Source organism: Mammaliicoccus sp. FSL K6-3158 (assembly GCF_038005105.1).
Lineage (GTDB): Bacteria > Bacillota > Bacilli > Staphylococcales > Staphylococcaceae > Mammaliicoccus > Mammaliicoccus sciuri.
Genome location: NZ_JBBOSL010000001.1, coordinates 1,811,627 through 1,831,425, shown reverse-complemented (window position 1 = coordinate 1,831,425; position 19,799 = coordinate 1,811,627). Strand labels below are relative to the sequence as shown.

Genomic DNA, 19,799 nt, shown 5'->3' with positions numbered 1-19,799 from the left:
TTTTATGGCAAACAACAAAATCATTGTTGTCGGTGGTGGTTTAGCTGGACTAATGGCAACTATTAAAGCTGCTGAACAAGGTGCACAAGTTGATTTATTCTCATTAGTTCCTGTTAAACGTTCACACTCTGTTTGTGCTCAAGGTGGTATTAATGGAGCTGTCAATACTAAAGGTGAAGGTGACTCTGTTGACATTCACTTCGATGACACAGTGTATGGTGGAGATTTCCTTGCTAACCAAACACCTGTAAAAAATATGACTGCAGCAGCACCTAGTATCATACATTTATTAGACAGAATGGGTGTTATGTTTAACCGTACACCAGAAGGTCTTTTAGATTTCCGTCGATTCGGTGGTACTTTGTATCATAGAACTGCATTCGCAGGTGCAACAACTGGACAACAATTATTATATGCATTAGACGAACAAGTTAGAAGTTTCGAAGTAAAAGGTTTAGTTACGAAATATGAAGGTTGGGAATTTTTAGGGATAGTTAAAGATGAGGAAGATGCTGCACGCGGTATTGTGGCTCAAAACTTAACTGACTCTAAAATCGAATCATTTGGTTCAGATGCTGTTATTATGGCAACAGGTGGACCAGGTATCATATTTGGTAAATCTACAAACTCAATGATTAATACAGGTTCAGCAGCCTCAGTTGTTTATCAACAAGGTGCTAAATATGCAAATGGTGAGTTTATTCAAATCCATCCAACTGCAATTCCTGGTGATGATAAATTAAGATTAATGAGTGAATCAGCTCGTGGTGAAGGTGGACGTATTTGGACGTATAAAGACGGTAAACCTTGGTATTTCTTAGAAGAAAAATATCCTGATTATGGTAACTTAGTACCTCGTGATATTGCGACTCGTGAAATATTCGATGTTTGTGTGAACCAAAAACTTGGTATCAACGGTGAAAACATGGTTTACCTTGATTTATCACATAAAGATGCACATGAGTTAGATGTTAAGCTTGGTGGTATAATAGAAATATATGAAAAATTCACTGGTGACGACCCTCGTAAAGTCCCAATGAAAATTTTCCCAGCAGTTCATTATTCAATGGGCGGTATCTGGGTAGACTTTGATCAAATGACGAATATTAAAGGTTTATTCGCTGCTGGTGAATGTGACTATTCACAACACGGTGGTAATAGATTAGGTGCAAACTCATTATTATCAGCTATTTATGGTGGTATGGTTGCAGGACCAAATGCGGTTAAATATGTTAAAGATATCGAAAGATCATATACAGAAATAGATGAAGAAATTTTCCAAAAACGTATAAATGAAGAACAAGAAAAATTCGATCATTTATTACAACTTAAAGGTACAGAAAATGCATATAAGTTACACAAAGAATTAGGAGAAATTATGACTGCCAATGTTACAGTTGTTCGTCATAATGATAAACTTCTAGAAACAGATAAGAAAATTGTTGAGTTGATGGAAAGATATCAAAATATTGATATGGAAGATACATCTACTTGGAGTAACCAAGCTGTATTCTTTACGCGTCAATTATGGAATATGTTAGTACTAGCAAGAGTTATTACGATTGGTGCTTATAATCGTAACGAATCACGTGGTGCGCATTACAAACCAGAATTCCCAGACCGTAATGATGAAGAGTGGTTAAAAACAACGATTGCTCAATATAGAGGACCTAAAGAAGCACCAGAATTTTCATATGAAGAAGTGGATATTAGTCACATTAAACCTCGTAAACGTGATTACTCTAAGAAATCTAAAGGAGGTAAATAATTATGGCAGACACTCAAACAGTTGAAAACAATGCACAAGGTCAAAACCAAGAAAACAAAACGATTTCTATCATTATCAAACGTCAAGAAAATGATAAATCTCAACCTTATGAAGAAAAATTTGAAATTCCATATAGACCAAATATGAATGTTATTGCAGCTTTAATGGAAATCCAAAGAAATCCGATTAAGTCAAATGGTGAGAAGACGACACCAGTAACTTGGGATATGAACTGTCTTGAAGAAGTTTGTGGTGCATGTTCTATGGTTATTAACGGAAAAGCACGTCAATCATGTTCAGCTATTATTGATCAATTGGAACAACCAATTAAACTTGAACCAATGAAGACCTTCCCAGTTATTCGTGATTTACAAGTTGACCGTTCTCGTATGTTCGATAACTTGAAAAAAGTTAAAGCATGGGTACCAATTGATGGTACTTATGACTTAGGACCAGGGCCACGTATGCCTGAGAAGAAACGTCAAACAGCATATGAACTTTCTAAATGTATGACATGTGGTGTGTGTTTAGAAGTTTGTCCGAACGTAAACGTGAATAATAATTTCATGGGTGCTCAAGCAATTTCTCAAGTTCGTTTATTCAACTTGCATCCAACTGGAAGCATGACTAAAGATGAACGTATTAAAGCACTGATGTCTGATGGTGGTATACAAGAATGTGGTAGTTCTCAAAACTGTGTAAATGCTTGTCCGAAAGGTATTCCTTTAACAACATCAATCGCAGCAATGAACAGAGAAGCTACTTTCCAAATGTTTAAATCATTCTTCGGTTCAGATCACGAAGTAAACTAATAAAGATATGAAAGAGGCTGGGACATAATTTTATGTCCTAGCCTCTTATTTGTTTATTTATAAAACTTAAAGGCCAATTCATTAACTGCATATAAGCGTATGTGTTATTATTATTAATATAAGTTTGATGAGAAAAGAGGTACAAACAACTATGGAAGAAATTACAAAACAGATTGAATATTCGTTAAGACATATAGTAGAAAGAACGAAATTAAAATCAAGAGGACAATTAAAGGTTTATGATATCACACCACCTCAATTTATAGCTTTACAATGGCTCAATGAGCATGATCAAATTACAATTGGTGAATTATCTAAACGTTTATTTTTAGCGTATTCTACTACTACAGATATAGTAGATAAACTCGAAAAAAAAGAACTCGTTCAACGAATTCAATCTGAGAAAGATAAAAGAGTATTCCACGTCAAGTTATTAGAAAAAGGCATGGCACTTATTGACGAAGTTGTTCAAGCGAGACAAATTTATACTGAAGATCTTCTTTCTATTATGGAAGATAAAGATAAAATAAAATTTAATGAAGCTTTAGAAATTATGTTAAAAAGAATGCGAAGTGAAGATGAATGAATAAACCAATTGGTGTAATTGACTCAGGGATTGGTGGTTTAACAGTTGCTAAAGAAATCATGCGACAATTGCCAAATGAGACGATATTTTATTTAGGTGATATTGGAAGATGTCCATATGGCCCGAGAACAAGAGAAGAAGTTAAATCATTTACAATTCAATTAGCTAACTTTTTAGTTGAAAAAGATATTAAAATGTTAGTTATCGCATGTAACACAGCTACTGCGGTTGCTTTGAAACCTTTGCAAGAAATGTTATCAATACCCGTGATTGGTGTTATTGATCCAGGTTCAAGAACAGCAATTATGACAACTAAAAATAATCGAGTGCTTGTTCTTGGTACAGAGGGAACAATTAAATCTGAAGCATATAGACGAAGTATTAAATCTATTAATCCTCAAGTAGAAGTTAAAGGAGTTGCTTGTCCAGGATTCGTTCCTTTAGTTGAACAAATGAGATATAAAGATCCGACGATTACGAGTATTGTTATCCATCAAACTCTTAAACAGTGGCGATATGATGATTCTGATACAGTTATATTAGGATGTACACATTATCCATTATTATACGATGCGATTCATCAATATTTTGATGATGGCAAGACAATCATATCTTCAGGTTTAGAAACAGCAAGAGAAGTAAGTGCATTATTGACTTTTAGTAATGAGCATTCATATTATACACCAAATCCGAAACATCAATTTTTTGCAAATGGTGATGTTGAACATATCACGAGAACGATAAAAGAATGGCTACATATAGAAGATGCTCAAGTTGAACGAATAACATTGTAAGGAGAGATAAATATGAAAGATATTATTATTGCATCAAACAATCAAGGAAAGATAAATGACTTTAAAACAATTTTTCCAAAAGCAAATGTTATAGGTATTTCTGAAATTGCACCAGATTTTGATGTAGAAGAAACAGGTACAACATTCGAAGAGAATGCGATTTTGAAAGCAGAAGCGGCTTCAAAACAATTAAATAAAATCGTTATTGCAGATGATAGTGGGCTATCTGTAAAAGCTTTAAATGGTGAGCCAGGTATTTATTCAGCAAGATATGCAGGTACACAAAAAAATGATCAAGATAATATAGAAAAATTATTAACAAACTTAAAGGGTATAGAAGATAGAGCAGCAGAATTTGTTTGTGCAATTGCTGTAAGTGAGCCTGGAAAAGAAACTGTTACATATGTAGGTAAAGCACCTGGTGAAATAATAGATGAACCACGAGGCGAAAACGGATTTGGCTATGACCCGATTTTCTTCGTACCTTCACAAGACAGAACGATGGCAGAACTAACTGCTGCAGAAAAAAGTGCAATTAGTCACCGTGGAAATGCAATTAAATTAATGAATGAAGATATAGGGGAGCGATTCCAATGAAATGGGTAATTGTTAGCGATAATCATGGCGAACAAGGTATACTTCATGAAATATACGAAAAATATAAAGACGCAGATTTATTTTTACATTTAGGTGATTCTGAATTTGACTACGATGATACAGAACTAAGTTTGTATCAAAGAGTTAAAGGAAATTGTGATTTTGATCCACAATTTCCAATAGAAGAACAAGGTGAAATAGAAGGTATTGGTTATTTCTATACACATGGTCATAGATATGATATTAAAGGATCTAGAGAAGTATTAAGTGCTCATGCAAAAAATAATCATGCTAAATTTGCATTTTATGGACATAGTCATGTTGCATTATGTGAGACAATAGATGGCGTTTATTGTATCAACCCAGGAAGCATCTCTCAAACAAGAGGTCAATGGGAAGAAACATATGCAATCATTGAATTCGATGAAGCATTAAATAATGCAACTTTAACATATTTAAATAGAAATAATGAAGAAGTAGAAAAATTATCATTAGCAATTTAAATATATATTTTGCAAAACAAAAATGGCAAATAGATTTTATTTATTGAGGTATTCTTACGAATATCTCAATTTTATTAAAAAATTAGAATAAACTTTCAATTAAACAAAAATTGTTTTATAATTATGAATGTCGTTAATTTTATGTAAAAACTAATAAGTTATCATACATAGGAGGGGTAGAAATGGGCAGAACACACGTTACATCAGTTATTAATGATGATGAGTTTTGTATAAATAAAAACGAATATAACGACTTACATAAGAACGAAAACATATATGTATTAACAGCAAACGGACTTGTACATGCGAGTGTTATAGAAATATTTGAAGATAAATCTTTGTGTAAAGCCGAAAAAGCCAATACAGTTAAAGTTAATGACATTGTAATCACCGAATAAAAGTAAAACAAAATAACTAAACGTGTAATAATACTTCGAAAGCGATTTAATAAACCTTTTTCTTTTTAAAAAGTATTGATAAATCAGTATCTATTCGATATAATTATTCTTGTGTTGAAAATGTCCTGGTAGCTCAGCTGGATAGAGCAACGGCCTTCTAAGCCGTCGGTCGGGGGTTCGAATCCCTCCCAGGACGTAAATTACCAATATCCCGTTGTATCTCGTTACTTGTAACGTAGACATGACGGGATTTTTTTGTATATGAAAATGGCTTGTTAAATAGCGTAACTGCACCAAGATGTATAAATTACTTGTGATACTCTTAAGTAGCTTAATAAAAGTAAAGCAGGATGCATGTGTCAAATAAGTGTCAAAAATATAATAATGTACAACATGGATCATCATTGTGTAATTTAGATAGTTCTTTATTCTCCAACTCTGGTAATGAATTATAAAATTCTTTTATATGTATCATTGTTATCACCTATATTTTTGAAATGAATTATAGTCTGTATCCTTTTTTGTTTTGTAAATACCAATTTATAGCAAGCTTTTCAGTCCTTTTTACAAATTCATTTTTCCCATTTACATATTGTTCTTTGTCTCCGCAATACTTATTAATGAGCATCATTTTTAAATCTTCATATTCCTTAGCTACTTCTGGAAACTCAATTAAGAAGTCTCTAAAAGCGAGATGGCGAATAATGTTTTTATCATCTTTACAATCATAAATATGAACGTGGTAAAGTTTTCTATTAGTTTCTTTATCAAATTTAGTAAAGTATCTTCTATTAACTATTCCATATTCGCCATGCACATCATAATCAAACTTTTCAAAATCATGATTATATTTATCCACATTGTCTATATTATTAACGATAGGCATAATGTCTATAATTGGTTTTGCATATATATGTGGAATTGATGTACTACCTATATGATGGATTGAATGTAATTCATCACCAAATATTCTTTTTATATTGTTTGATTCTTTTGCAAAAAGATTTACCCAATAAGGATTATATTTTTCGATATTAACCTTCATTTTTATATCAGTCCTTTTTAAATTCATTAAAATAAGTGGTAGAGAACTTTATACTAATCAAAATTCAATTTCCATCATATAACCTTCATTTGTTACTTTGAAATTATTTTTAGTATAAAAATTGGCTGCTAATTCTCCGCCCGTTATTAGGAACATATTATTTATGTTCTCATTTTTTAATTCATCTTTGACAAAGTTCATTAATTGTTTACCTATACCGGAGCCTTGTAGGTTGGGAATGACATTAAATTCATCGATACAGAATTGATTAAAACCATTAAAATAATAGTCTATACGACCTAAACACATTGCAATAATTTTATGTTCATCTTCGATAACAAATCCTCTAGAATTAAATCCACTCATTGTAGCTTCAATTCTGAGTTTAGCTTCTTGTTCAGTCCATTTATTAAACCAAGGCGATCCAGCATAGGCTGCAACTAAATTGTTTGCGCATTGATTATAATCTTCAACTTTAATATTTCTTAAATTCATAACATGCCTCCTCGTTCTAGATAGTAGATTAAGTTTAACTTAATTGAGCAATTTAAAACAAATTATGTTCTTATTATTTTTAAGAAACCACTAAAAAACAATTGATATTAATTGATATATTTGGTATATTCTGTAAATGGAATGGAGGGTTGCTTATGACATATATAAATTTTTGGAAGCAAACATTCGATTACAAAAATAAATCAAGTTTTCGTGATCTGTTAGTATGCATGTTTGTAAATATTATCATTTTAGTGCTTATTATGGCGCTTGGTGTGATTGTGCCTATTACATGGGAAAATAGTATTGTTAATTTATATTATATTATTCTTGTTTTAATGATTTTTCCTATGATTGCACTGATTGTTAGAGTAATTAAAAATTATAAATAAATAGTATGAAATGTGAACGAAATGATGAATCTCATCATTTCGTTCTTTTTGTTTATATGAACAAAACAGAAAGTAAAATCAAACAATATAGAACAAAAACGCTAGACTATCATAAGATAAAAGTCTACAATTAATGTAAGTTTTCAAATTTTAATAAGGGGTGTTTAATTTGAATTTAAGTAATAAAACATTTGTATGGAGGAAAAAACTGTTTGTCGTTTCAATTGTTTCAGTTATGTTGTTAAGTTTATTTACACTGATGAATCATCATGTAGAAGCAAAAGTCAAAGGGGACGTATTAAAGAGTAATAAGATGAAAGTGAAGGTTGATAAATCGTTTCCAAGGGCTATTGAATATACTTTGAAAAATGGTAAAAAGATGGATGGCCAAGTTAAAGAGATTAAGACGATTAAAGTGAATGGTAAATCGGTTCAACCGAAAGTTAAGTATAAAAAAATTAATGCGCATGCAGCTCAATATCAATTAATTGCTTCTAATAAGGATAAAAAAATAGATGCTGAATTTACAATTGAGATGAAAGTTAAAGATAACCAATTGCATTTTGATATGAAGGATTACCAAAATAAGTTGGATGGTAAAAGTGATGATACTGTTATAAAAGATTTTGAGATACCTAATCATTCATTAGTTTCTGTGAATTCTAAACAGAAAAATGCTAACTTACAAACAACACGTATGTCTACAAATACGATGAAAAGTGGCGACAAAAACTTTAAAGTCAATAAAGATATTGAAGATGGTTTTAATTATCCAATGATGTATGGTTTTGTTTCAAACGATAAGACGAGTGCAGGTGTTTGGAGTAATTCACAACATTCTGAAGGAACAGGAGAGCTTGATTATACGAGAATAAATGCGACTTCTAAACAAGTAGATAAAGATAAATATGTCGGTTTATCTAGTTCTAACTGGATATTGCAGCCGGGTCAAAGTTATGAAAATGCTAAAGAACAACATTTAATGCCAAAAACAAAAGTTGTTATAACGGATGATGAAAATGGTGATGGAAAAACAGACTGGCAAGATGGTGCTATTGCATATAGAGCTATCATGAATCATCCGACAGGTTCAGAATCTGTACCAGATTTAGTTGCACACCGTATCGCAATGAATTTCGGTTCACAAGCACAAAATCCATTCTTAAAATCGCTTGATGGTGTTAAAAAAGTTAATTTAAATACAGATGGATTAGGTCAGTCAATTATATTAAAAGGATATGGTAGTGAGGGTCACGATTCTGGTCATCTTGATTATGATAATATTGGTCAACGTATCGGTGGCGCTGAAGATATGAAGAAATTACTTAAGAACGGTAAGAAATATGGTGCAAAGTTTGGTGTACATATTAATGCGAGTGAAACATATCCAGAGTCTAAAGCATTTAATCCTGACCGTTTAAGAAAAAATGAAGACGGTACGTATAATTATGGTTGGAATTGGTTAGATCAAGGTATTAACATTGATGCAAAATATGATATGTTGCATGGTAGAAAAGATCGATTAAATGCTTTTAAAGATAAAGTAGGTAAAGATTTAAACTTTATTTATGTAGATGTATGGGGCAATGGTCAATCAGGTGATAACCAAGCTTGGATGTCCCATCAATTAGCAAAAGAAATTCAAGATTTAGGTTGGAGAGTGGCTGTTGAATGGGGGCACGGTATGGAATATGATTCAACATTCCAACATTGGGCTGCAGATTTAACTTATGGTGGTTATGAAAACAAAGGTATTAATTCAAAAGTCGCAAGATTTATTCGAAACCACGAGAAAGACTCTTGGGTAGGTAATTACCAAACTTATTCAGGTGCAGCTGATTATCCATTACTCGGTGGATATGATATGAAAGACTTTGAAGGTTGGCAAGGTAGAAACAACTTTGATGAATACATTAATAATATTTTTAAAACAAATTTATCTACGAAATACCTACAGCACTTTGAAGTTACGAAGTGGGTAGATGGCAAGCCAGTCAAAATGACAGCAAATGACCAAACTGTTGATTGGACACCTGAAATGGAAATCCAATTAAAAAATGGTAAAGACAAAATAGTTATTAAGCGTAAATCTAATGATTATGAAAATGATAAAGAAAATTATAGATCTAGAACGATCACATTAAATGGTCAAAAAATATTGGATGGCAATAAATATTTAATTCCGTGGAACTGGGATGAAAATGGTAAACAATTAAGCAGTAAGAAACAAAAACTTTATCATTATAATGAAGATGGTGGAGAATCAACTTGGGAATTACCAAAAGGTTGGAACAGTAAGCATTTAAAATTATACCAATTAACTGAGCATGGTCGCCAATATGTTGATAATGTTCGTGTTAGAGATGGTAAAGTTACCTTAAGCAATGTCAAAGCGAATACACCATATGTATTGTATAAATCAAAACAACATAAAGAGAAAGTGAAATACGGAGAAGATATGCACATTAAAGATCCAGGATTTAATGCAGAAAATCTTAAAGATTGGAAAATTAAAGGATCTAAAAAAGCTGTTTCTATTACGAAATCAAACAGTAGCGACAATATGGTAACGATTAACAATCCGAAGAAAAATGTTGAATTGAAACAAAAATTAACAGATTTGAAACCAGGTAAACAATATGCAGTATATGTAGGTGTGGATAATCGAAGTGATCATAAAGCACGTATTAGAGTAGATGCAGATGGTACAACACATCAAAATTATACTACTAAATCCATTGCTAAAAATTATGTTAAAGCTAACACTCATAATACAACTAAAGAATCAGCAACTAAAGGTAACGATAGTTACTTCCAAAATATGTATGTGCACTTTAAAGCACCTAAAAATGGTAAAGCAATTTTAACAATTTCTAGAGATAAAGGCGAAGGTCTCACTTATTTTGATGACATTCGAATTTTCGAAAATGATCAACAATTATATTCACAAGATAAAGTGTTTAAACAAAATTTCGAAAAAGTACCTCAAGGCATATTCCCATTTGTTGTGTCTGATATTGAAGGCGTAGAAGATAATAGAACACACTTATCTGAAAAACATGTCCCATATACACAACGCGGATGGAATAATAAACGTATAAGTGATGTTATCGAGGGTACATGGTCATTAAAAATTAATGGTCAAGTAGAAAAGAATAAACTTGCTTATCAAACGATACCGCAAAACTTTAGATTTGAACCAAATAAGACATATGAAGTTTCGTTTGATTATGAAGCAGGATCTGATGACACATATGCTTTTGCTACAGGTAGCGACAGTATTGATAATCAAAAATACAAAGAAACACCATTGAAAGGTACTGTAGAAAGTAAGAAACATCGTCAATTTAAAACAAAAATTAAAGGTCATAAAAATGGTCAAACATGGATTGGCATAGCATCAACAGATAAAAAGGCAGACAATAAAGGTGTTAAAAATGAAGGTCAAGTGAACTTTGAAGGGACTAAAGATTTCGTATTAGATAATTTAGTCATTAAAGAAGTAAAAGAGGATTAAGTTAAAAATGGGTCTGGGACAGAAATGTTCTAGACTCTTTTCCATATTTTCAGAAATAGGGGTCTGAATATTGCAAGTGGGTTGCGACAAGCAATGTTGGGAGGCTGAATATTGCAAGACACCACAAACAAGCAATATAGAACCTAACGTTCACCTTGATTTTTCCATATAAAAAAGACTGGTACATTTTTTGTGCCAGTCTTTTACAGCTATTACATTTCAATTGGTTCTCGTTCTATTGTATAGTTCCATTGATGTATATCAGGAAGCTTACCTTGCTGAATAGATGTATAAGTTGTAAATAAATGTTGTGTAATAGGTCCGATTTTATTGTTATGAATTGTTAAAATATTGTCTTTATATTTGATTTCACAAACAGGAGTGATGGCATTCAATGTACTCGTACTAAATACTTCTGTTAATAATCCATCTTTATATGATTGAAGCACTTCTTCAATGCTAATTTGTCTTTCTTCTATTTGATAGCCTAATTCTTTTGCTAAATCAATAACTGATTGTCGAGTTACACCTGGTACTGTAATACCATCTAAAGCTGGCGTAATCAGTGTATGATTGATAACAAAGAAAATGTTCATATTATGTAATTCTTCTATATAAGATCTCTCTGTTCCATCTAGCCATAGTACATGGTCGTATCCAAATTGAGCTGCTTTAGATTTTGCAGCGTAAGAAGCGGCGTAGTTACCACCAAATTGTGTAAAACCAGCACCACCTGTAACAGATTTAACATATTCATCTTCTACGTGTGCTTTTATAAGTTCTGGTGTTTGGCAATTCAGCTTTTTAGGTAGTGGAGATAAGAACGTAATGAGTTCATATGTATCAGATTTACTAACACCTAATTTATTCTCTGATGCAAACATAACTGTTCTAATGTTAACAGGGTGATGTTCATGTAAATCGAATAGTTGACGTTCTTGATTAATAAGGTGTTGGATACCGAAAAGTAATGCGTTTTTATTTATAGCTGGCATTTCGATTCGGTTCAATGATTGATTGAACTTTTCAAAGTGTTCGAAAGGTTTAAAGATATGAATATTGTCATTGATTTGATAGGCAATCATATCTTCAAAAACAGTTTGACCATAATGAAGACATTGTGCACTTGGAGAAATAGTGATAGGTGCATAATCTTTAATGATAGGAGAAGACCATCCTTTTGATGCTTGATACGACATTGTTAACATTTTGTTACCAAAAGTGGATCCACATTCGTCCTTTGTTTGACTACTTGATGATTGATATTCCATATAAATTGCCTCCTATATTTAAGTAAGTAATGTGAAATAGTATATCAGCTATATTGACCTAATTCAATATTTATTTTGAAAATTCTGAAAATAATTTTATGTGTATCTTGTCGGTTATGATGATATACTTTGATTGTGAAAATAATAGGCTAGGAGGTGACGATGATGTTTGTTACGTTAGCATTTTTAATTTTATTTATAATTAGTTATATAGTGGATTTTAGACAATATAAAAATGTCTTCTTATTAGGACTATTCATTATCAGTTTAATGAGTACGATATTGATTGAAATCATTGTGCCAGCATTGGGTTTAAATCTAAATATTAATTATATAATCATAGCTAATATTATTTACTGTTTAATTGTTATTGTGGTAATGCTCTTAGCTTTATTAAATACTAGAAAACGAATAGCAAATGAAGGAAAAATTGTAACAAACATGATTGTCATTGGTTACGGTTCTTTCATCTTAATTAATTTTTTAATCATTATTTTTAAACCATATCTATTAGTAGAATTATGGAACGGATTAATATTAATTGCCATTTCAACTTTGTTTTACTATTTAAATTTAATATTTATATTGCATAACTTATATGCTTGGATTGTAAGTGGTATTTCAAAAAGAAAGAAACAAGATTTTATTATCGTATTAGGTGCAGGGATTATAGGCGAAAGAGTAACACCACTTTTGAAAGCGAGATTAGATAAAGCGATTAAATTAAAACGAAAAAGTTTAGATACTAAAATGATTGTAAGTGGTGGTCAAGGTTCGGATGAAGCAATCAGTGAAGCTGAAGCGATGAGACGATATTTAGTGGAACAAGGTATACGTAATGAAGAAATTATAATGGAAGACAAATCTACTAACACAGAAGAAAATTTAGTGTTCTCTATGAAGAAAATGGATACTTATAAAAAACATGCACTTGCAACAATTGTTTCTAATCATTTTCATATTTTAAGAGCAGCATTTTTATCCAAGAAAGTTAAAATGAACGCAAGCGTTACGGGTGGATCATCGAAATCTTATTTCTATCCAAATGCATACATTAGAGAATATTTAGCAATCATTTATATGTTTAAAAAGACGCATGCACTAATCATAATTATATTATTATTGGCAGTTACTTCCTACACATTGTGGGGAATATAAAATACTAAAAGTCCCGTAGAGCACAGACTCTACGGGACTTTTAGTATTTTATTTATCTGGTGTCCATATAACAATGTCTTCACCGGATTGATTTTGTTGCTCGATATCTTGGAAACCGTGATTTAAGAAGAAATCTTTGGATTGATTACGGGCAATACATTTGATTGGTAAATCGAAGCTTTTAGCATAATCTAATAATTGTTTGCCGTATCCTCTATCTTGATAATCTCTTAATACTTCTAATTTCCATAAAATGTGGTAATCATTAAATGCTGGGAAGTATGTTTTTTCTACTTCATCTTGTTTAAATAAACACATTCTTGCAACTAATTTGTCGCCAACATAAATACCGTAAAATGGTGAATCTGAACTAGCATCGATCATTTTTCCTTTTAATTCTTCAACCATATATAAACCTTCGTTTCCGAAGTTACGAAATTGTTCGAATGCTTCTTCAGTTTTGTAATTAATTTGTAAATGTTCTACTTTAGCCATGATAATCCCCCTTGTTCTTTCCTTAATTATACTTCATTTGAATAAAAATTTAAATTATAAGCCGTTAGATTGTTTTATTTATCTACAATCTTTATACTATTGATAGTAATTAATTTCGAAGGAGAAAGACTCGTATGGACTGTAAGAAGACTGTAATTGATCAACAAAATAGTTTTATAGAGAGATATACAAATCATAATACTGAAATTATAAACTTTTATGGATATAAACCAGGGGACCAATCTGAATTCGAAAAACGCTCGAATTTATCAGCTAATGGCAGAGAAGAAGCACTTTCAAAAGTCATATTTAATTATATGTCTCAATTAAATTTAACAGATAAACAACATGAAAATATTGAAAATTTAAAACATGGTCACAAAGTCATTATAGGTGGTCAACAAGCCGGACTCTTTACTGGTCCTTTATATACATTCCATAAAATCATTTCGATTATCGTTTTAGCAAACGAACAAAGTGAAAAATTAAATACGCCAGTCATTCCTGTTTTTTGGATAGCAGGCGAAGATCATGATTTTGATGAAGTGAATCATACATATGCGTATGATCGTATTTCAAGACAGTTAAATAAAGTAAAATATAGTACGTTAGAACCACCAGAAAAGAGTGTTTCTCATTATCATTTTGATAAAGCATTGATCAAAGATGCTTTAAACGACATGTTCAGTTCTATCGGGGAGACTGTTCACTCTAAAGATATTCAATTATTGATTCATAAAGCAATCGAGTCTTCTGAATCATGGAGTGAAATTTTTAAGGTTATGACACATGAAGTATTTAAAGAATATGGTTTGTTATTAATTGATGCAAATGATCCAGAACTAAGAACATTAGAAGTACCATTCTTCAAGGAAATTATTGAAAATCATGAAGCGGTAGATTCAGCATTTAGAGCTACACAAGACCAATTTGCTGAAGTTATTAAGAAGCGCATGATTTTAACCGATGGCAATGTTCACTTATTCTATGAGTATGACGATAAAAGACAGCTCATTATGTGTGAAAATGAAAAGTTCTATTTAAATAAAGATACAGACGTAACTTTTACAAAAGATGAATTGCTTAGTCTTGTAGAAGAACATCCTGAACGATTTTCTAATAATGTCGTAACAAGACCTCTAATGGAGGAATATTTATTTAATACATTAAGTTTCATTGGTGGGCCAAGCGAAATTGTTTACTGGGGTGAACTGAAAGGTGTATTCAATTTATTTAATATTGAAATGCCTATAGTTACACCTCGTATGCGAATTAGTTATTTAACGCAAGAAGCAAAAAAATGTATCGATAACTATAACTTAAATCTAGATACTGTTTTAGTAGATGGTATTCAAAACGATAAAGAAAAATTTATTAGAGCAAAAGCTTCTGATGAAGTATTAAGAGAAATTGAAGAAATGAAAGAAAGCCAATCTCAATTTCATCAAAAACTGATTAAAGAAATTGGCGATGATTATCAAAACAGAAAATTAGTCGAAAAAAATAATCAAATACATCAGCACCAATATCAATATTTAATAGATAGATATTTATTAAATGTCGAAAGAGAAAATGAAATCAGTATGAGACATTTTGAAATAGTGGAGCATACATTACATCCTCACCACGGATTACAAGAAAGAGTGTGGAGTCCTATTCAAGTAATGAATCAATTTGGGATTACTATGTTCAGTCCCTCCACTTATCCACCACTTCGTTACACTTTTAAACATATAACGCTTGAACTATAGTCATAACAAGGATTAACACCCAATTTACGAAATCGTAAATTGGGTGTTTTTTTTACTATTTACACAAATTTTAAGAAATCTTGTATAAATAGTGGAGGATTGTGGGGGATTGTGGTAAATTATAAATAAGGTGAGGTGAGATAAAATGTTCATGGGTGAATATCAACATCAATTGGATACTAAAGGGCGTATGATTGTGCCTTCTAAATTCAGATATGATTTGAACGAACGTTTTATTATCACTAGGGGCCTAGATAAATGTTTGTTTGGCTACACACTTGAAGAGTGGGCGCGCATCGAAGAAAAACTCAAAACCTTACCTATAACAAAAAAAGATGCCCGTAAATTCATGAGAATGTTCTTCTCAGGTGCGATTGAAGTAGAACTAGACAAACAAGGACGTATTAACATCCCTCAAAATTTAAGAAGTTACGCTAATTTAAGTAAAGAATGTACTGTTATTGGTGTTTCTAACCGAATTGAAATATGGGATCGTTCTACGTGGAATGAATTTTATGATGAATCTGAAGACAATTTTGAGGACATTGCGGAAGATCTCATTGACTTTGATTTTTAGGAGTGAATTAAATGTTTCATCACGTATCCGTACTATTGAAAGAAACAGTAGATAAATTAGACATAAAACCAGATGGTACTTACGTTGATTGTACATTAGGTGGAGCTGGTCATAGTTTGTACCTAGTTGAACAATTGAATGACCAAGGCCGACTTATAGCAATCGATCAAGATGAAACTGCGATTGAACATGCTAAAGGTATCTTAAAGGACCATATGCATAAAGTAATTTTTGTACAAAACAACTTTAGAAATTTAGAACATATATTAGAAGAACTACATATTAGTAAAGTAGATGGTGTACTTTATGACCTTGGTGTATCCAGTCCACAACTTGACACACCAGAACGAGGATTTAGTTACCATTATGATGCTAAGTTAGACATGAGAATGGATCAATCACAATCTTTATCAGCATATGAAGTGGTAAATGAATGGTCATATGAACAACTTGTCAAAATCTTTTTTAGATATGGTGAAGAGAAATTTTCAAAACAAATAGCTAGAAAGATTGAAACAAGAAGAGAACAAGCACCTATAGAAACGACTTTCGAACTAGTGGATTTAATTAAAGAAGGTATTCCAGCAGCTAAACGTAGAAAGGGTGGACACCCTGCTAAACGTGTCTTCCAAGCGATTAGAATAGCAGTTAATGATGAATTAGGTGCATTTGAAACATCTATTGAAGCAGCAATACAACACGTTAAAGTTGGCGGAAGAATTTCAGTTATTACATTCCATTCTTTAGAAGATCGTTTGTGTAAACAAGTCTTTCAAGAATATGAAAAAGGCCCAGATGTACCAAGGGGATTACCGGTTATACCGGAAGCGTACAAGCCGAAACTAAAAAGAGTAAACAAAAAACCAATTATTTCTGATGAACAAGAACTTGAGCATAACAATAGAGCGAGAAGTGCAAAGTTAAGAGTTGCGGAAATTTTGAAGTAAACAGAGGAGTGGCAATTGAATGGCAGTAGAAAGAGTATATCCGAATTATAGACCTGATGAGTGGCAAGAGCCACAACTCGAACCACAAAAGAAAAAAGTAAAAAAGACCAAGGTAGTAGGAATATCGAGGATCGAAAAAGTCGTATACATATCATTAATAACTATGATTGCGTTGATAAGTATTTATATGCTATCTTTAAAAATGGATGCGTATAATAACAAGACACAAATCGCAGAATTAGACAGTAAAATTGAGCAACAACAAACAACAAACAGTGATTTGAAGACGGAATCAATGAAACAATCGTCATACGAACGCATCTACGAAAAAGCTGAAGACTACGGTCTAAAGTTGAATAATGACAATGTAAAGGTAGTGCGTAGTGATGCCCAAAATTAAAATAAAGAAAAATAAAATAGGAGCAGTCCTCTTAGTAAGTTTTTTCGGACTGCTCTTTTTTATATTGGCCGTAAGATATTCGTATTTAATGATCAGTGGTCACTCAGCTGGTGAAGATTTAGCGTACAGGGCAAGTGAAAAATATTTAAGACAAACAGTTGCAGAACCTGAACGTGGGAAAATTTACGATCGCAATGGTAAAGTGCTTGCCGAAGATACAGATAGTTATAAATTAGTGGCAATATTAGATAAAAAAATGAGCGAAGGTAGCGATAAGCCTCGACACGTAAAAGACAAGAAAAAAACAGCTAAAGCATTAGCTAAAATTCTTGATATGGATGAAGATGATATTTTAAGTAAACTTAAAACTAAAAATGCCTTTCAAGTTGAGTTTGGTCAAAAAGGTAAAGATTTAACTTATAAACAAAAAACACAAATTGAAAAGCTTAAATTACCTGGACTGACTTTTGAAACGGAGAAAAAAAGATTTTATCCTAATGGTAACTTCGCATCTCATCTTATCGGTTTAGCAGATAAAGATCCAGATACCAACAAATTAAAAGGTGTATCAGGTGCTGAAAAAGTATTTGATAGCTATTTAAAAGGAAAAACGGGTAAAAACTCTTATAAGCAAGATATATGGGGTATGCTCGTTCCGAACAGCGAAGATAGTATTAAAGCTCAAAATGGTGATGATGTACATCTTACGCTAGACTCTAATATTCAAGTCTTTGTTGAAAATGCACTTGACGAAATGGTAGACCGCTATGAACCTAAAGATTTATTTGCGGTTGTAATGGATGCAAAAACTGGTGAAATTTTAGGTTACAGTCAGCGACCTACGTTTAATCCTGATACGAAAAAAGACTTCGGGAAAAAATGGGCAAATGATTTATATCAAAATACTTATGAACCAGGTTCTACATTCAAAACATATGGTTTAGCTGCAGCAATTGAAGAAGGTAAATTCGAACCAAACAAGAAATTTAAATCTGGTCATAGAGAAATAGATGGATTTAAAATTTATGATTGGAACGATGATGGTTGGGGAAATATTCCTATGACAACTGGTTTTACATATTCTGCGAATACGCTAATGATGAAACTTCAAGATTTAGTTGGCGCTGATAAAGCTAAGGCATATTATGAAAAATTTGGTTTTGGTAAGAAAACAGGTGGTTTATTTGATAGTGAAGCACCAGGGAATATTGCATTTGATAATGAACTTCAAAGAAAGACGTCTTCATTTGGTCAGTCTACTACTGTTACACCAGTCCAAATGCTTCAAGCTGAAACAGCAATTTTAAATCAAGGTAATATGCTCGAACCTTATTATGTAAAATCGATTCAAAACAAAGAAAGTAACGAAACGATTAAAAAAGGCGAGAAAAAAGTAGTCGGTAATCCAATATCTAAAGATACAGCCAAGAAGACGATGACAGAATTAGATAAAGTAGTAAATAGTAAAGAAAGTCACGCTACAAACTATAAAATAGATGGATACCGAGTTGCAGGTAAAACTGGTACGGCTCAAGTGCCAGATACTAAAAACGGTGGTTATGTAGATGGTGCAAATCCGTATTTCGTAAGCTTTATGGGCTATGCGCCTGCTAAAGATCCTGAAGTAGTTGTTTATGCTGGTATGTCACTTGCACAAAAACGTGACCTAGAGGCTTATGAATATGGTGTGTCAAGAGGTTTCAATCCGATTATGGAAAATACATTAAAATATTTAGATGTAGAAGAAACTGAAGGCAAAGCTAAAACGAATGCTTCAGATGTACCAGATGTTGTTAATATGAGTACACAAAAAGCAACTGATGCAATAAAAGGTAAAAAACTTGAGCCAATTGTAGTTGGTAAAGGTGATAAAATTAAGAAACAAATACCGCTTAAAGGTAAAAATGTCCAAGATAAAGAAAGGGTTTTACTTGTTACTGACGGTGAAATGACGATGCCTGATACTGAAAATTGGACAAAACGAGACTTATTAAAATTACAAGAAGCGACAGGTATTGAAGTAGAATCAGAAGGTTCTGGTTATGTTTCTGAGCAATCTGTCAGTCAGAACCAAACAATTAAATCTGGTACTAAAGTTAAGTTTACGCTTTCTAACAATCATCCGAATGGTGATGATTCAATAGGACAAGTTCCAGATGATGAAGAAACATCTAAAGATGAAAGCAAAAGTAAAGATGAAAGCAAAAGTAAAGATGATAAAAAAGATGAAAAAGAAGAAAAAACATCTAGTGAATCATAAATCACAGGATGATAGATAATATACAAAAGAAAA

The 19,799-nt window shown here is 32.0% G+C and carries 19 protein-coding genes and 1 tRNA gene; 16 read left to right on the top strand and 4 right to left on the bottom strand.

What is annotated here, in order from left to right; translation table 11 throughout:
- Window positions 1–4 precede the first annotated feature (4 nt).
- From sdhA to MHH94_RS09075, 8 genes are all read left to right on the top strand, one after another.
- Window positions 5–1,768 carry a succinate dehydrogenase flavoprotein subunit gene (sdhA, locus tag MHH94_RS09110; protein ID WP_058591331.1) on the top strand — a complete coding sequence of 588 codons (1,764 nt, stop codon included), beginning with the start codon at window positions 5–7 and terminating at the stop codon, window positions 1,766–1,768.
- A gap of 2 nt (window positions 1,769–1,770) precedes the next feature.
- A complete protein-coding gene (gene sdhB, locus MHH94_RS09105) occupies window positions 1,771–2,580 on the top strand; it encodes a succinate dehydrogenase iron-sulfur subunit (RefSeq protein ID WP_037587502.1) in 810 nt (269 codons plus the stop codon).
- Window positions 2,581–2,731: 151 nt separating this feature from the next.
- Entirely contained in the window at window positions 2,732–3,166 is a 435-nt protein-coding gene (locus MHH94_RS09100) for a MarR family winged helix-turn-helix transcriptional regulator (RefSeq protein WP_048542315.1), read from the top strand.
- A complete protein-coding gene (gene racE / locus MHH94_RS09095) occupies window positions 3,163–3,960 on the top strand; it encodes a glutamate racemase (RefSeq protein WP_048542317.1) in 798 nt (265 codons plus the stop codon). The genes MHH94_RS09100 and racE overlap by 4 nt, the downstream gene beginning before the upstream one ends.
- A gap of 12 nt (window positions 3,961–3,972) precedes the next feature.
- Window positions 3,973–4,557 carry an XTP/dITP diphosphatase gene (locus MHH94_RS09090; protein ID WP_048542319.1) on the top strand — a complete coding sequence of 195 codons (585 nt, stop codon included), beginning with the start codon at window positions 3,973–3,975 and terminating at the stop codon, window positions 4,555–4,557.
- The gene (locus MHH94_RS09085; protein WP_058591332.1) at window positions 4,554–5,060 is read left to right on the top strand and encodes a metallophosphoesterase family protein; all 507 of its coding nucleotides are present in this window, start codon (window positions 4,554–4,556) and stop codon (window positions 5,058–5,060) included. The genes MHH94_RS09090 and MHH94_RS09085 overlap by 4 nt, the downstream gene beginning before the upstream one ends.
- A 182-nt stretch (window positions 5,061–5,242) precedes the next feature.
- Complete coding sequence (locus MHH94_RS09080; protein WP_037587508.1) at window positions 5,243–5,458, top strand: hypothetical protein; 216 nt, start codon at window positions 5,243–5,245, stop codon at window positions 5,456–5,458.
- A 122-nt stretch (window positions 5,459–5,580) separates the two neighbouring features.
- Window positions 5,581–5,654 (top strand) — tRNA-Arg (locus MHH94_RS09075).
- Between the two features lie 306 nt (window positions 5,655–5,960).
- Here MHH94_RS09075 and MHH94_RS09070 read toward each other — a convergent pair.
- Together MHH94_RS09070 and MHH94_RS09065 are read right to left on the bottom strand one after the other, a co-directional pair.
- Window positions 5,961–6,503 carry a GrpB family protein gene (locus tag MHH94_RS09070; RefSeq protein WP_058591334.1) on the bottom strand — a complete coding sequence of 181 codons (543 nt, stop codon included), beginning with the start codon at window positions 6,501–6,503 and terminating at the stop codon, window positions 5,961–5,963.
- Between the two features lie 57 nt (window positions 6,504–6,560).
- Window positions 6,561–6,998 carry a GNAT family N-acetyltransferase gene (locus MHH94_RS09065; protein ID WP_058591335.1) on the bottom strand — a complete coding sequence of 146 codons (438 nt, stop codon included), beginning with the start codon at window positions 6,996–6,998 and terminating at the stop codon, window positions 6,561–6,563.
- A gap of 155 nt (window positions 6,999–7,153) precedes the next feature.
- Here MHH94_RS09065 and MHH94_RS09060 point away from each other — a divergent pair, with 155 nt between their 5' ends.
- A complete protein-coding gene (locus MHH94_RS09060) occupies window positions 7,154–7,390 on the top strand; it encodes a hypothetical protein (RefSeq protein WP_058591336.1) in 237 nt (78 codons plus the stop codon).
- A 169-nt stretch (window positions 7,391–7,559) separates the two neighbouring features.
- The gene (locus tag MHH94_RS09055; RefSeq protein ID WP_232156502.1) at window positions 7,560–10,907 is read left to right on the top strand and encodes an endo-alpha-N-acetylgalactosaminidase family protein; all 3,348 of its coding nucleotides are present in this window, start codon (window positions 7,560–7,562) and stop codon (window positions 10,905–10,907) included.
- Between the two features lie 212 nt (window positions 10,908–11,119).
- Here the strand turns inward: MHH94_RS09055 and MHH94_RS09050 are convergent, their stop codons facing one another.
- Complete coding sequence (locus MHH94_RS09050; RefSeq protein ID WP_107603346.1) at window positions 11,120–12,178, bottom strand: aminotransferase class IV; 1,059 nt, start codon at window positions 12,176–12,178, stop codon at window positions 11,120–11,122.
- A 162-nt stretch (window positions 12,179–12,340) separates the two neighbouring features.
- Between MHH94_RS09050 and MHH94_RS09045 the strand changes: the two genes are divergently transcribed.
- Window positions 12,341–13,336: a YdcF family protein gene (locus tag MHH94_RS09045; protein WP_229412510.1), complete on the top strand. Its 996-nt coding sequence runs from the start codon at window positions 12,341–12,343 to the stop codon at window positions 13,334–13,336.
- Between the two features lie 48 nt (window positions 13,337–13,384).
- Here the strand turns inward: MHH94_RS09045 and MHH94_RS09040 are convergent, their stop codons facing one another.
- Window positions 13,385–13,831, bottom strand: a complete 447-nt coding sequence (locus MHH94_RS09040) for an N-acetyltransferase (protein WP_049319203.1) — start codon at window positions 13,829–13,831, stop codon at window positions 13,385–13,387.
- 134 nt (window positions 13,832–13,965) lie between these two features.
- Between MHH94_RS09040 and bshC the strand changes: the two genes are divergently transcribed.
- From bshC to MHH94_RS09015, 5 genes are all read left to right on the top strand, one after another.
- Entirely contained in the window at window positions 13,966–15,582 is a 1,617-nt protein-coding gene (gene bshC, locus MHH94_RS09035; RefSeq protein ID WP_217843737.1) for a bacillithiol biosynthesis cysteine-adding enzyme BshC, read from the top strand.
- A 145-nt stretch (window positions 15,583–15,727) separates the two neighbouring features.
- The gene (gene mraZ / locus MHH94_RS09030; protein WP_048542420.1) at window positions 15,728–16,159 is read left to right on the top strand and encodes a division/cell wall cluster transcriptional repressor MraZ; all 432 of its coding nucleotides are present in this window, start codon (window positions 15,728–15,730) and stop codon (window positions 16,157–16,159) included.
- Window positions 16,160–16,170: 11 nt separating this feature from the next.
- Window positions 16,171–17,106, top strand: a complete 936-nt coding sequence (gene rsmH, locus MHH94_RS09025; protein ID WP_048542422.1) for a 16S rRNA (cytosine(1402)-N(4))-methyltransferase RsmH — start codon at window positions 16,171–16,173, stop codon at window positions 17,104–17,106.
- A 19-nt stretch (window positions 17,107–17,125) separates the two neighbouring features.
- Window positions 17,126–17,506: a cell division protein FtsL gene (ftsL, locus tag MHH94_RS09020; RefSeq protein ID WP_037587528.1), complete on the top strand. Its 381-nt coding sequence runs from the start codon at window positions 17,126–17,128 to the stop codon at window positions 17,504–17,506.
- Window positions 17,493–19,766 (top strand): penicillin-binding protein, encoded by a 2,274-nt coding sequence (locus tag MHH94_RS09015; protein ID WP_232183169.1) that lies wholly within the window; start codon window positions 17,493–17,495, stop codon window positions 19,764–19,766. Before ftsL ends, MHH94_RS09015 begins: the two co-directional genes overlap by 14 nt.
- The last annotated feature ends 33 nt before the right edge of the window (window positions 19,767–19,799 follow it).

Coding starts and splice junctions, on each gene's coding strand:
- sdhA (WP_058591331.1), top strand. CDS start 5: ATGGCAAACAACAAAATCATTGTTGTCGGTGGTGGTTTAGCTGGACTA.
- sdhB (WP_037587502.1), top strand. CDS start 1,771: ATGGCAGACACTCAAACAGTTGAAAACAATGCACAAGGTCAAAACCAA.
- MHH94_RS09100 (WP_048542315.1), top strand. CDS start 2,732: ATGGAAGAAATTACAAAACAGATTGAATATTCGTTAAGACATATAGTA.
- racE (WP_048542317.1), top strand. CDS start 3,163: ATGAATAAACCAATTGGTGTAATTGACTCAGGGATTGGTGGTTTAACA.
- MHH94_RS09090 (WP_048542319.1), top strand. CDS start 3,973: ATGAAAGATATTATTATTGCATCAAACAATCAAGGAAAGATAAATGAC.
- MHH94_RS09085 (WP_058591332.1), top strand. CDS start 4,554: ATGAAATGGGTAATTGTTAGCGATAATCATGGCGAACAAGGTATACTT.
- MHH94_RS09080 (WP_037587508.1), top strand. CDS start 5,243: ATGGGCAGAACACACGTTACATCAGTTATTAATGATGATGAGTTTTGT.
- MHH94_RS09070 (WP_058591334.1), bottom strand. CDS start 6,503: ATGAAGGTTAATATCGAAAAATATAATCCTTATTGGGTAAATCTTTTT.
- MHH94_RS09065 (WP_058591335.1), bottom strand. CDS start 6,998: ATGAATTTAAGAAATATTAAAGTTGAAGATTATAATCAATGCGCAAAC.
- MHH94_RS09060 (WP_058591336.1), top strand. CDS start 7,154: ATGACATATATAAATTTTTGGAAGCAAACATTCGATTACAAAAATAAA.
- MHH94_RS09050 (WP_107603346.1), bottom strand. CDS start 12,178: ATGGAATATCAATCATCAAGTAGTCAAACAAAGGACGAATGTGGATCC.
- MHH94_RS09045 (WP_229412510.1), top strand. CDS start 12,341: ATGATGTTTGTTACGTTAGCATTTTTAATTTTATTTATAATTAGTTAT.
- MHH94_RS09040 (WP_049319203.1), bottom strand. CDS start 13,831: ATGGCTAAAGTAGAACATTTACAAATTAATTACAAAACTGAAGAAGCA.
- bshC (WP_217843737.1), top strand. CDS start 13,966: ATGGACTGTAAGAAGACTGTAATTGATCAACAAAATAGTTTTATAGAG.
- mraZ (WP_048542420.1), top strand. CDS start 15,728: ATGTTCATGGGTGAATATCAACATCAATTGGATACTAAAGGGCGTATG.
- rsmH (WP_048542422.1), top strand. CDS start 16,171: ATGTTTCATCACGTATCCGTACTATTGAAAGAAACAGTAGATAAATTA.
- ftsL (WP_037587528.1), top strand. CDS start 17,126: ATGGCAGTAGAAAGAGTATATCCGAATTATAGACCTGATGAGTGGCAA.
- MHH94_RS09015 (WP_232183169.1), top strand. CDS start 17,493: ATGCCCAAAATTAAAATAAAGAAAAATAAAATAGGAGCAGTCCTCTTA.